The 13,729-nt window shown below is 64.4% G+C and carries 6 protein-coding genes; 4 read left to right on the top strand and 2 right to left on the bottom strand.

Annotated elements, in window-relative coordinates:
* Positions 1-1,287 (bottom strand): ABC transporter permease subunit, encoded by a 1,287-nt coding sequence (locus IG178_RS13880; protein WP_193213162.1) that lies wholly within the window; start codon positions 1,285-1,287, stop codon positions 1-3.
* Between the two features lie 187 nt (positions 1,288-1,474).
* Here IG178_RS13880 and IG178_RS13875 point away from each other — a divergent pair, with 187 nt between their 5' ends.
* From IG178_RS13875 to IG178_RS13865, 3 genes are read left to right on the top strand one after another with little or no spacing between them, the layout of a single operon-like run.
* Positions 1,475-3,382, top strand: coding sequence for a peptide ABC transporter substrate-binding protein (locus IG178_RS13875; protein WP_193213161.1), 1,908 nt, complete (start codon positions 1,475-1,477; stop codon positions 3,380-3,382).
* Positions 3,383-3,384: 2 nt separating this feature from the next.
* On the top strand, positions 3,385-4,311 hold the full coding sequence (locus tag IG178_RS13870) for an ABC transporter permease (protein WP_193213160.1): 927 nt from the start codon (positions 3,385-3,387) through the stop codon (positions 4,309-4,311).
* 18 nt (positions 4,312-4,329) lie between these two features.
* The gene (locus tag IG178_RS13865; RefSeq protein ID WP_343225974.1) at positions 4,330-5,310 is read left to right on the top strand and encodes an ABC transporter permease; all 981 of its coding nucleotides are present in this window, start codon (positions 4,330-4,332) and stop codon (positions 5,308-5,310) included.
* Between the two features lie 9 nt (positions 5,311-5,319).
* On the opposite strand, the gene IG178_RS13860 is transcribed toward IG178_RS13865, so the two are convergent.
* A complete protein-coding gene (locus IG178_RS13860) occupies positions 5,320-10,245 on the bottom strand; it encodes an FN3 associated domain-containing protein (RefSeq protein ID WP_343225973.1) in 4,926 nt (1,641 codons plus the stop codon).
* Between the two features lie 306 nt (positions 10,246-10,551).
* Here IG178_RS13860 and IG178_RS13855 point away from each other — a divergent pair.
* The coding region (locus IG178_RS13855; protein WP_193213158.1) for a transglutaminase family protein at positions 10,552-13,729 on the top strand (3,178 nt) is incomplete at its 3' end.

The following is a 13,729-nucleotide window of genomic DNA, read 5'->3' as shown; positions in this document are numbered from 1 at the left end:
TCATTCGTAGCTCACCCGCGGATCGACCATCGCCACGCACAAGTCGGAGAGGATGTTGCCGACCAACAGCAACAATGCGGAGAAAAACAACACGCCCATCATCAGCGGTTCGTCGCGTTCGTAGATCGCGCTGAATTGCAGCAAGCCGAAACCGTTGATGTCGAACACCCGCTCGATCAGCATACTGCCTGCCACCAGCAGGGACACGTTGTTCCCGAAGGTCGTGGCGATGGGGATGATCGAGTTGCGGAACGCGTGCTTGAACACCGCCGACGGGAACGACACGCCCTTGGCGGCGGCGGTCCGGACATAGTCGGCCGCCAGGTTGTCCATGAGGTTGTTTTTCATCATCATGGTCATGAAGGCGAAGCTGCCGATCAGGTAGCAGACCAGCGGCATCGCCGTGTGCCGGAGGAGGTCCTTGGCCTTGTCCGCGTTCGACAAGGTCTCAAAGTCATCGCCGGTGAACCCGCGGATCGGGAACCAGCCGAGCTTGGCACCGAGGAAGACCACCATCAGGGAACCGAGGGCGTAGCCGGGAATCGCGTAGCCCGCGAAAACGGCGGCCGAGGTGATGTTGTCGAGGAAGCTGCGGTGCTTGATCGCCTTGACGATCCCGAGGGGCAGGCAGATCCCGTAGACCGCGATCATGCTGGCGATGCCGAAGAACAGCGACACCGGCAAACGGTCGAGGATCATCGACCAAACCGAATCCTGGTATTTCGTGGACTTTCCGAGACTCCCCTGCAGCAAACCGTCGAAGCCGGGCTTGAAAAGCACCGCGCGGTAGTCGGGCATTTTTTCCAGATCGATGCCCTTCACCCAGCGGGCCCAGCGCTCCGCCTGCTCTTCCGGTGTCCGCAGCCGGACCTGCCAGGCGGAAAGGTCGGCCCCTTCGAGCGGATCGAGCTTCACGCCCCCCGCCGCATCCCTGCGGGCGGTGACAACGTGGGTGGTCCCGGGAACCGGGATCTGCACTTCCATCTTGCCCTCGGGAAACTCCTTGCCGGTCTTTTCCAGGTCCCGCGGAACCGCGCCGAGCCACTCCAGGTAGGCGCGTGCCAGCCCTTTGTCGCGGTTGAACTTCTCTTCTTCCTCCAGCACCTGCGCCGCGGTCAGCGAGAACGACGACTCGGCACGAGCCCGCTTCTCACCGCCGATCAGGCGCGCCAGGCTCTGCTCCATCGGGCCGCCCGGTGCGAGCCGGATGGTCGAGAAGACCAGCGCCGTGATCCCGATCAAGGTGAACGGAACCAGCAGGATGCGGCGCAGGAAGTAGGCTTTCAATTCGAGCTAACAAAGGCGGTTCCGGCGGTTCTAGCGATCCTTCACACCCTTGCAAGCCCCCTCGGGCCAATTGTGCAGGATTCCCTGAAAATCGCGTCAATCCTGCCATCTAGCGCCGCGAACAAACGATTCGTGTGAAATTTTCCCTGCAATCTGAGCACGGGAAACGCTAGTCATCGCCCGCCCCATGACACACCGCGCACTTTTCCTACTTCCCCTCGCCCTCTGCCTCGCCGGCTGCCAGCGGGAGACCCAGGTCGAAAAGGCGAACCGCGAGGGCATCATGCTCATCGGCAATTCGTCCGAACCGAAGGCCCTGGATCTCCATCTCGTCACCGGGGTCATCGAGAGCAAGTTGATCGGCGCGATGTTCGAGGGACTGGTCGCCGACGACCCGGAGAAAGACGACGGCCTGCCGCCGGGTGCCGCGGTTTCGTGGGAGCACAACGACACCTTGACCGGGTGGACCTTCCACCTGCAGCCCGATGGCCGGTGGTCCGACGGCGCACCGGTCACCGCGCACGACTTCGTCTTTTCCTACCACCGCATGCTCCATCCCGACCTCGCGGCGCCCTATGTCGAGATGGTCTACCCGCTGAAGAACGCCGAGGACTACAACAAGAACCGCCGCGGCAAGATCCTCCTGACGGCCGGTGCCGTCCCCAACACCAGCTGGGACGACATGAAGGACGTGGGATTCGGTCCCGATGCCAAGGTTGACCTCGCCCCCCTCGGCGAATCGCCTAAATGGCCGGACCTGACGGATGACGCCCAGCGGAAACTGTTCGTCACGGCGAAGGGACTCGACGCCCTTCCCGCAGAAGCGCTGGAATGGATCCTCGCCGATCCTGCCGGCCGCTATTCCTGGCCGGTGGGCACGTTCATGGCGAAGGCCAAGGCCCTGCTGACGACCATGGCCGGAAAGGCCTCCGACGATTTGTTCGAGCTGGCCGGCGTCGGTGCCACCGCGGTCGATGATTACACGCTGCAGCTCGAGTTGCGCGAACCGGTACCTTACCTGCCCTCGCTGGTCCGCCACTACACCTGGTTCCCGGTGCCGCGCCACGTGGTGCTCAAGCACGGCAAGATCTCCGACCGCTTCACGCCGTGGAGCCTGTACCCGAACATCGTCGGCAACGGTCCCTTCAAGCTCAAGACCTGGCTCTTCCACGACGTGATCGAGGTCGATCGCAATCCCCACTACTGGAATGCCGCCAATGTCGGGCTCAATGGCATCCGCTTCCTGCCGATCGAAAACCCCTACACCGAAACCCGCGCTTTCCTGTCCGGGCAGCTGCACACGACCTATCAGCTGCCGTCCGACCTGATCAAGGAGGTGCGCGAAACCACCCCGGAGTATCTCCGTCAGGAACCCTACGTCGGGACGACTTTCATCCGGATCAACACCACGCGACCGGTGCTTTCCGACACCCGGGTCCGTCAGGCTCTGGCCCTGGCGATCGACCGCCAGCAACTCTGCGACTACATCATGGAAGGCTACACCCCGGCCACCTCGCTGACGCCGAAAATGGGATCGTACGAACCGGACAAGGTGCTGTCATTCGATCCCGAGAAAGCCCGGGCCCTGCTCGCCGAGGCCGGCTATCCCGATGGCAGCGGCTTTCCGCGCTTCTCCCTGCTCATCAGCAAGCCGGCCGCACGTGCCAGCGCCGAAGCCATCCAGGCGATGTGGAAGCAGAACCTGAACGTGCTGATCGACATCCAGAACAAGGACTGGGGTTCCTACATCAGCGCCCAGCAGAGCCTCGACTTCGACATGGCCTCCGCCGGCTGGATCGGCGACTACCTCGATCCCACCACCTTCCTCACGATGTGGACGGAGGGCAACGGGAACAACAACACCGGCTGGCATTCCGACCGCTACGAGGAGCTGCTGTCCGGGGCCGCGCTGGAAGCCGACCCGGCCAAACGCCTCGAAAGCCTGCGCCAGGCCGAGCGCCTGATGATGGATGAGTATCCGATCCTGCCCATGTCTTGGTATTCGCGGAACTACCTGCTGCGCCCCGAGGTGAAGGGCTGGCATCCGCTGCTCCTCGACAATCACCCCTACAGCGCCATCCGCCTCGAACCCTGACCATGTTCCGCACCCTCATCAGCCGCTTCCTGCAGGGACTTCTCGTTCTGTTCGTCCTCTTCACGGTCACCTTCTTCCTGATCAAGGCGCTGCCCTACGGTCCCTTCCAGACCGAAAAGGCGATCCCCGACCATATCCGCGAGAAGATCGAGTCCTACTACGGTCTCAACGAGTCGATCGGCACCCAGTATACCCGCCAGCTCGGCAACCTGCTGAAAGGCGACCCGGGCGTGAGCCTCCGCCTCGAAGGTCGTCCGGTGATCGAGATCATTTCCCAGGCATTCCCGAATTCGCTGCAGCTCGGCATCGTCGCCATGGCTGTTGCGATCGTGATCGGGATTCCCCTCGGCGTGCTCGCCGCGTGGAAGAAGAATTCGTCCCTCGACTACGCCTCGATGGCGATCGCGATGATCGGCATCTGCATCCCGAGCTTCGTGATCGGCCCCCTGCTCGCCGAGAATTTCGGCCGCCGGCTCGAGTGGCTGCCGGTCATGGGCTGGTCGCCCTTGTCGCCCGCCAGCTGGGTCCTGCCCGCCATCACGCTCGGGCTCGGGACCGCCGCCTACCTCTCGCGGCTGACCCGCGCCGGCATGCTGGAAACCCTCAGCCAGGATTTCGTCCGCACCGCCCGGGCGAAGGGCGTCGGCAGCATGTCAATCCTCACCCGCCACTGCCTGCGCGGTGGCCTCATCCCCGCCGTTGCCTATATCGGCCCCGCCTTTGCCAGCATCATTTCGGGCTCGGTGGTCATCGAGAGCATCTTCGTGGTACCCGGCCTCGGCCTGCACTTCATCAAGGCCATCGAGGTCGGCGACGCCCCGGTGATCCTCGGCATCGTCATGCTCTACGGCACCCTGATCATCATCGCCAACTTCGCGACCGACCTGCTCGGCCTTTGGCTCAATCCCCGACTCCGGTCCTCGAACTGAAGCTTCTCCACTCCGAACGTGAGCACTCCCGTCCCCGTTGAAAAAGGCTCCTCGCTGTGGCGCGACGCCGCCCTGCGCCTGCGCAAGAACCACGCGGCAATGCCCAGCCTGGTGATCGTTGCATTGATCATGCTCGCATGCCTGGTGCTGCCATCGATCCCCGGGTTGCTTGCCGACCCGAACGTCCAGGACCTGCCTAACAAAAACATGTCGCCCGGATCAGGACACTGGTTCGGCACCGACCATCTGGGGCGCGACATTCTCTCGCGCGTGCTTTTCGGCGGCCGCATCTCGATCGCCGTGGGACTGATCACCACCTTCGTCTCGGTCACCATCGGGGTGTGCTGGGGCGCCCTTGCCGGCTACATCGGCGGACGCACCGACGCCTTGATGATGCGCATCGTCGACATCCTCTACGCGCTGCCGTTCCTGATCGTCGTGATCCTGCTCGGCAAGACCATCGAACCCTTCACCGGCAAGCTCACCGAGTGGACCGTCGACCTGTTCGCCGGCAGTGGTTCCACTACTGCGAAGGTCAACGACACCCGGACCTGGGTCGAACCGATCACCACCCTGGTTCCGCTTTTCATCGCCATCGGCACCCTCTCCTGGCTCACCGTTTCGCGGATCGTCCGGGCCCAGGTCCAGAGCGTCTCCCGCATGGACTTCGTCGAAGCCGCGCGCTCTCTCGGACTCGGCCACCTGAGGATCCTCACCCGCCACATTCTCCCGAACAGCATCGGCCCGATCATCGTCTACACCGCGTTGACCATCCCCGGAGTGATGCTGTTCGAGGCGGTACTTTCCTTCCTGGGCCTCGGGGTCAAGCCGCCGAACAGCTCCTGGGGGATCCTCATCGAGGAAGGTTCCAACCGGATGCTTTCCAATCCCTGGCTGCTCCTGTTCCCCTCCGTTTTCTTCTCGCTGACGCTGTTCTCGCTCAACTTCCTCGGCGATGGGTTGCGCGACGCGCTCGACCCGAAGTCGTCAAAGGACTGAGACCGTTGTTCATCGGACGAACACGCGCAGCCGGTAGAAGCGGACCGGTGCCGACAGCAAGTCTTCGATGACGAGCCAGCCGTCTTCCAGACGGAGCGGGTAGTCGCTGCGTGAATCGAACAAGACCTCGGCATTGGCCCAATCGGCGGGATCGCTGGTGGCCTCGACTAGGCAGGCGATGTCGTCGCGGCCCGGATCGAAGGGGAAACGGAACTCCGCCCTGTCACCCGGAAGCTCCAGCTGTGGCAGCAGCGCGTGTGGATCGTCTCCCGGCCCGATGCCGAGCGCGTAGCGGAGCAAATTCGGGATCCCGTCGTTTTGCGGATTGGCCTCGAGACCGCCGACGAGCGGGTCGTTGCGGTCGCCCGCATCGGGAAATGCCAGGAGCTTCCACGCGTCGATCGAAGCCGGCGCGGCGTCGAGCCTGACTTCAACGACATGTCCCATCACCGGCCCGCTGCCGAAATCCGCGATCTCCGGCACCGTGACGACCTGGGCCCCGGGGGCAAGCAACCAGCCGCCACCGTCCGGCTGATAGACTTCCGTCACGGAGGCATGCATCGCAGCCGCGAGGTCAACCGGGAACGGCGCGAAAAGGACGCCGCGGAAGACACTCCCGCTCCCCGTGAGATAGATCCGGCAAACCGACGGTGGCACGGCGAGGGCATCCACCCGCAGCAGCCCGTTGCCGGAATCCGACGCTTGCAGATAGTCCGGCGAGCCTTCCTCCCCGATCACGACGGAGAGCGCGCCACCGGAAAACGACGGTGCGGCAAGGATCTGGCGGTCGAGACGAAGGGTGCCACTGCCGGACAGCGGTCCGGTTTGACCATAGCCTGTCAGCACCCCGTCGGAGGAAATCGAGACCGGTGACCCGAGCGCACCGGAGATTTCCAAGGAGCCGTTGGAGATCACCATGGCTCCTGTGAACGTCTCGTTGGAGGCATGAAGGTGCAGAGCCCCCCCACCCGACTTGGTGAGTGTGAGCGCCGCCGGGTCGAGCAAACCCGAGTCGATCGGAGCGGTGAGTTCGAGGCGATTTTCCGACCCATCGACGTGGATGCCGGCGGAGGCGTTGAGCCGGACCGGCACGGGCAGGACGGCGTGGTTTTCACCGCTGCCCGGGTCATAGCGAAGGGCCCCCGTCTTGCCGAATCCCCCGCCATCGGGAATGGCGGCGCCACGGCCGGACCCGGCGATCTGGATCGGGACCCCGAAGCCATACAGCCTCGGCACCCCCGGTGAACTGCCGGAAGTGAGGCGAAGTTGTCCTCCCGCGGCGACCGAAACCGACGAGACGAGAGCGGGGCACGCCGGTTCGGAGACTTGGACGACTCCCTCGCGGACCTCCAGGCCGCCGGTGAAATCCTTGCCATCGCCGGTGAGACTCAGGACCCCCGGGCCGCTTTTGTGAATGCCGCCGCTTCCGCTCCAGGTCTCGCGCAGGCGCAGGGCCCCGTGTTCCGGGTCCCCGCCGGGATGATTGACCGCCACCTCCAGATCGCTGGCGAGATGGGTCCCGGCGATCACCTCCAGCTCGACGTAGCCGCTGCCGTCGCCATCCACCTGCAGCAGCGCATCTGCGCCTCCGCCGTTGAAGGTGAGCGTTTTGCCAGTGAGCTGGTCGCGGAGCCGGTTGCGGAAGAGATTGCCGGTTTCGTCGAAGCGAAGGTTACCGACCGTCACCGGAGCACGAAGGTTGACGTTACGATCGCCGCCGACCGGAGCATGGATCAGCGCACTCTCTCCCGCACCGTTCGGATAAGGGCTCGGTGTCCAATTCGAGTTCAGCGTCCAGTCGCCGCTGCCTGCCGGCTTGAAGACCGACTCCGGCAACATCGTGTGGAAGTCCGCCTCGTTCAGGGCGCTCCACTCACCCCCATTGACGACGCGGGCCTTGAGGGTCTTGTGGCCGCTGAGGACCAGCGGGGCCGCATAGGCCATCGCCGTCGGTGAGACCGCACCGGTGATCTCGACCCGTGGATCACTGCCGTCGAGCGTGTAATAGATCGTGCCCCCGTTCGCGGTGATTGTGACCGTCTGCCCGGCCGTGAGCTGGCCGCCGTGCTGGCTGAACACGGGGGCATCGATCGACGGATAAAGGTCTTCTTCGCGGAATTCCTCGACCACGAAGTCGGTGCGCCCCGGGAAGTAGTCGTCAAGCAAGCGGTCCCTCTCGGCCAACCAGTGGGGGTCCAGCGAGTAGATCGGAGAAGGTCCATCGAGATCAAAGATCTCATTGCGATACGCTCCCCAGCGCGCCTCTTCGCCGAACACACCGGCTTCGACAAGTGCGGCATGGGCGGCGTAGCGCTGGGCGACGACATCGGCGGCGAGAACCCCGCCATTGAAGCAATGCCGGTGGACGTGATCGGCGAAGCGCAGGCGGAACTCGGCGTTGTCGCGCAGCGCCATGTAGATGACCGCGGGATTGTCGTAGTTGAAACTCGAGCGGGGCGGATTGGTCCGGTTGGAGTTCTCCGACTCCATCGCCTTCTCCCCGTCCCACATCCAGAATTTGTAGCCGGCTCCGGGTTGGCGCCGGCGGGTGGCGGCCCAGTTGTTGTCCGGCCAGTCCTGGTTGGCGCCGTAGATGTTGACCATCATGTAGTCGATGAACTGGTCGACATCGAGATACTGCTGGATCGCCGCGTATTGCTCCGGGCTCGACAGGCCTGCCTCGGCGATCGCCCGCATCGCTTCCCAGGCGATGTTGTCGCCGTCCTTGACCCCGTCGTGATTGACCGCGTCGTATTCCTCGGAATCCCCGCCGAAGAGATTGGCGGCGAAGGCGGCATCCGGGGCCTCGCACGGATTGTAGACGCCCCAATAGAGCCCGTTGATGTAAAGATGGACGTGGTTGCCCCGCGACGCCTGGCCGCTCATCAGCGCCTGGGTGTTGCGCAGGAATTCATCGCGCATGTTGGTCCCCCGGTCCCGCCCTGAAGACACGGTGGCGAGCCAGGAGTTGTTGTATTCGCCGCGCAGGATGATCGTGTCGAAACTCGGCAAGGTTCCGAGATCCCCGAGCACCGGCACTTTCAGGCGGTCCTCGCCGTAGATCCCCCTGAAGCTGAGACGCAGCGACTTCTTCGGCGTCCGGTCCATGTAGCGGCTCGCCCCCCCATGGATGCGAAGCCCCGCATCGACCTGGACGTCGATGGACCCGTCGGGCGTGATCCACTCGGCCGACGCGACCTTCTCGTAGCCATGGCGCCGGGGATTCGAGTAGATCCCCTCCACGCCGAACATGTCGTCCGGTGCGATCGAGATCACGAGCGACGGAAAACTCTCCAATGCCGCCTTCATCTTCGACTCGTAGCCCGGCCGGGAGGCGATCGTCGGACTGATGGCATAGCTGATTTCCGCAAAGCCATCCCAGTCCGCGGGATAGCCGGGCGGCACCGCCGCGGTCTGGTCGACGATGTCGTCGAGGAAAAGATAGGATTGGGTGGCAACGGCGCGGTACGGCAACGCGCCAGGTTTGAAGGCCGCGGCCCGGACCACGGTGGTTTTGTTGACCGGGACCGGCGACGTGTAGACCGTCCCGTGGGTCGGGCTCGGGTCGCTGCCGTCGGTGGTGTAGCGGATGGTCGCGCCGAGGTCCGGATGGGTGATGGCCAGGAGAAAGGAGCTGGTCTTGAAGCCGTGAGGTTCGGACAGCACCGGCCTGGCCAATGGAGGGCCGTAAGATTCCAGGGCATTCGGCGCACCGGGCGTGGGCGTCGCGAAGTAGGCCAATGGCGAGCCACCGTCGGGACTTCTCCCGTAACTCGCATCCTGCGGAATCGCGACCGCCGGCACGAGATCCTCGGTCTCGCCACCCGGACGGGTGAGCACCAGGGCTTCGCCCCCGGAGTCGATGCTGAATGAGGTGTGGATCTGCGGAATGAGCGGCAGCGAAGCGCCGGGCAAGGCATAGCGCGTGCCGAGATAGACATTGAGAAAGGCGAGCTCGGCGGCGTCCAAGGGACGGTTGTAGAGGAGCACTTCCGCAACTTCACCGTCGAGGTGGTGATCGTCCTGCGAGTTTCCCACCGCCATCCGGTCCAGATCCTCAAGCGGGATCAGGCCGGGACTCTCCGCGCGACTGCCGATCAGACTGCCGTCCTTGAACAGGCGGGCCAAGGGGGAATCCTGGGTGCCCGCCAGGGTCGCGGAAAACACCGACCACTCCCCACCCCGGACCACGTCAGTCACCTCGATGCGGTTCATGTCGCCGGCTCGAAAGCTCACCGCCTCGTCGCCGCCGACTTCCAGATGGGTGGGGGTCGCCCCCCCGCTGCTGTGCCATGCACCGAAAAAGCCGGAGGTCCCTTCGCCCCCGGTCCAGCTCCCCACCGAGAAGACGGTGAAGTTGTTGAGATTGGTCAATCCGTCGAAGCTCGACACCGGCAGCCGGAACTCCTGGCCCGCCACCTTGGTGAAGCCGAAGGCCGGCTTGCCATTGACCGCGCCGGCCCGGAACTCCGGCCGGCTTGCGTTTGAAGGTGCGGCGCCGTGGTTCCCGTGCCCGCTGAGGTCCGTCCAGGTCGCGGCCGATTGACCATCCGCATATCCTTCACCTTCGGCCCGGAGCCACAGCACCAGTCCGGGAATGTCGTCCGGAGAATCCGCCGACAAGCCGGCTCCCGTTCCGTTGCGGTCCTTCCCGGAGCACCACACGACCAGCCGTTCACCTGCAGTTAGCTCGACAGAGGGAAAGGTCCACCTGAACGGGTCGTCGAGCCGGTCCGACAAGCCCCAGCCCGCCAGATTCACGGGATCCGGGCCCGTATTCAACAATTCGATCCAATCAGGTGCATCGCCGTCGTCATCATAAGCTGATGCATGGTTCGACGACTGGATTTCGTTGATGACGACGCCGCCAAGGCTCATGCAGGGGACGATGAGGCCAATAGCGAGCGACAGTAAGGGAAGTCGCAAGGGGGTCACGGGGGGATGGGAGGTAGGACGACGATGAGACTTTTTTAAGATTCTGCCAAGATCGCGTTACGGATTCTTCAAATTTTCCCGGTCGACATGGAGCCGGTGCAATCCGCTAAGGATCATTGGGATCGCCACCATCACCCTGATCCGCATCAACCCTCCTCCAGCCGCGGAAAACCAGCATCACCCGCATCAGTTTCCCGAACCGATCCAACCGCACCCGCAACGGATCAGGAGAATTCGGCGGATCGTTTCGATTCCCCCCGGATTCTGGCCCCAATCGAGCTTTCACCCCATCCATTCCACCCGCCGATGTCGATCCACTGCGCGCTCCACCACCTTACTTCCTACAAGTATTCGAAGCCGGTTACACTAGGACCACAAGTCATCCGCCTGCGGCCGGCCAGCCACTCTCGAACCGAAGTTCCCTCCTACTCGCTCAAGATCTCGCCGGAGAAGCATTTCCTCAACTGGCAGCAGGATCCCCAGGGCAACTTCCTCGCCCGGGTGGTTTTCCCGGAGCCGGTCCGTGAATTCAGCATCGAAGTGGACCTCATCGCCAACCTGGCGACCATCAACCCCTTCGACTTCTTCCTCGACGAGTATGCCCAGACCTATCCGTTCCAGTACAGCGACGAGCTGACCGAAGACCTCGCCCCGTACATGGTCAAGGACGTCAAGGGGCCGCTCTTCACCAAGTTTCTCGATTCCCTGCCGGTCTCCGGAGGCATGGCGGCCATCGACTTCATTGTCGCGATCAACACCATCGTCCACGACACCGTTGGCTACACGATCCGCATGGAGCCGGGCGTCCAGGGAGTCGAGCAAACCCTCGGTCTACGGACCGGCTCGTGCCGCGATTCCGCGTGGCTGCTGGTCCAGGTGATGCGCCGTCTCGGCATCGCCGCGCGGTTCTGTTCCGGCTACCTGATCCAGCTCAAGGCCGACCAGAAGCCTGTCGGCGACGGACCGGAAGGCCCCCCCGAGGACTTCACCGACCTCCACGCCTGGGCCGAGATCTACCTGCCCGGTGCCGGCTGGGTCGGGCTCGACCCGACCTCCGGCCTGCTCACCGGCGAGGGCCACATCCCGCTCTGTGCCGCCGCCCACTACAAGAACGCCGCCCCGATTTCCGGATCGCTGTCGATGCCCGAGGGCACGGAGACCGACTTCGGATTCGACATGAAGGTCTCCCGCATCCGCGAGACGCCCCGGGTCACGCTCCCCTACACGCCGGAGCAAAGCTCCGCGATCGAGCTGCTCGGGCATCGCCTCGACGAGAAGCTCATGGCACAGGACATCCGCCTGACCATGGGTGGCGAGCCCACCTTCGTCTCGGCCACCGACATGGAGGCCCCCGAGTGGAACACCGAAGCCCTCGGGCCGACCAAAGAGCTTTACGCCGACCAGCTTCTGCGCCGGCTCTATCAGAAATTCTCTCCCGGTGGACTCCTCCACCACGGCCAGGGCAAGTGGTATCCCGGCGAACCGCTGCCACGATGGGCCTTCACGTCCTACTGGCGCAGCGACGGCACCGCGGTGTGGAACGATCCCGACCTGTTCGCCGACCACCGGGTCGAATACGGCTTCGGCCACAAGGAATCTGAGGCCTTCATCCGTCAACTCGCCCGCAATCTCGATCTCCCGGACAATTACATCCGGGCCGGCTACGAGGACCTGTTCTACTACCTCTGGAAAGAGCGGCGGCTGCCGATGAACGTCACGGTCGAGGACCCCCGGCTCGCCGACAAGCTCGAGCGGGCCACCCTCAGCAAGGTCTTCGACGAGGGCCTCGGCTCGGTCATCGGGCACCTGCTGCCGATCGCCCGCGGCCTGCATCCGGAAGAATGGCTCACCGGCCCCTGGTTCCTGCGCGACGAGGAGCTCTTCCTTGCCCCCGGCAATCACCCGATGGGCTACCGGCTTCCCATCGACGGCTTGCCTTGGGCCGATCGCATCGACCAACCGATCCTCGAACCCTACGACCCGTCGGTCCCCCGCGAGCCCTTCCCGGCGGAACAGTTTCTCCCCCCCGCCCTGCGCCGCGGCACCGGCGAGTTGCCGCCGTCCGCCACCATCCGCAGCCAGTACCAGGCCGATCCGCGCGACGAGGATCCGCTTCGTGACGCTTCCCGCCATCGCGAACGGGAGGAGCAACGGGAGGCCTCGAGACAACAGCAGCTCGCCACCACGGCCCCGGGAACCGGGGAATCCGCGGCCGGAAGGATCCGCACCGGCCTTTGCGTCGAACCCCGGGACGGGCGGCTCCACGTCTTCATGCCCCCCGTCGTCAACGCGGAGAACTACCTCGAGCTGGTCGCTGCCCTGGAGGAAACCGCCAGGTCGCTCGGCACCCCGATCCGCATCGAAGGCTACCGGCCTCCATCGGACCCGCGCATCAACTCGTTCTCGGTCACGCCCGACCCCGGCGTGATCGAGGTCAACATCCACCCGTCGAAGACGTGGGAGGAGATCGTCACCAAGAACCGCATCATCTACGAGGAAGCCCGTAGCATCGGCCTCGGCACCGAGAAGTTCATGGAGGATGGCCGGCACTCCGGCACCGGTGGCGGCAACCATATCGTCGTCGGCGGGGACACGCCGCTCGACTCGCCGTTCCTCCGACGGCCGCAGCTGTTGCCGTCGCTGATCACCTACTTCAACAATCACCCGTCGCTTTCCTACCTGTTCTCGGGATTGTTCATCGGACCGACCTCCCAGGCACCGCGCCTCGACGAGTGCCGCCACGAGACGCTCTACGAACTTGAGACCGCCTTCGATGCGCTCCCGAAGGGCGACACGACCCTCGACCACACCCAGTGGCTGGTCGACCGGGTGCTGCGCAACCACATGGTGGACATGACCGGCAACACCCACCGTGCCGAGATCTGCATCGACAAGCTCTACTCGCCCGGCGGCACCAGCGGCCGGCTGGGACTGGTGGAAATGCGCGGCTTTGAAATGCCGCCCCACCCCGAGATGGCGCTCGCCCAGCAACTGCTGATCCGCGGCATGCTGTCGCGGTTCTGGGACGAACCCTACACCGCCAAGCCGGTGCGCTGGGGGACCTCGATCCACGACCGCTGGATGCTCCCCCATTTCATCAAGGACGACTTCGAGGACATCGTCTCCGACCTCCGGGATCACGGGCTCGACTTCGACCCGGCCTGGTTCGAGCCCCACCACGAGTTCCGCTTTCCCCTCGTCGGCGAATACGACCAGCGGAACATCCACCTTGAACTCCGCCAGGCAATCGAGCCTTGGCACGTACTCGGCGAAGAACAGTCCAGCAGCGGGACGTCCCGCTACGTCGACTCATCGATCGAACGCCTCCAGCTCAAGGTCAGTGGCTTCACCGACTCCCGCCACCGGATCACCTGCAACGGCATCCCGGTCCCGCTTCACCCCACCGGCCGCCAGGGGGAGTTCGTCGCCGGCGTCCGCTTCCGGGCTTGGAGCCCTTACTCCGCGCTTCACCCGACGATTCCGA

Source organism: Neoluteolibacter marinus (assembly GCF_014904755.1).
GTDB lineage: Bacteria > Verrucomicrobiota > Verrucomicrobiia > Verrucomicrobiales > Akkermansiaceae > Haloferula > Haloferula marina.
This window is presented reverse-complemented; position numbering and strand designations above follow the sequence as displayed.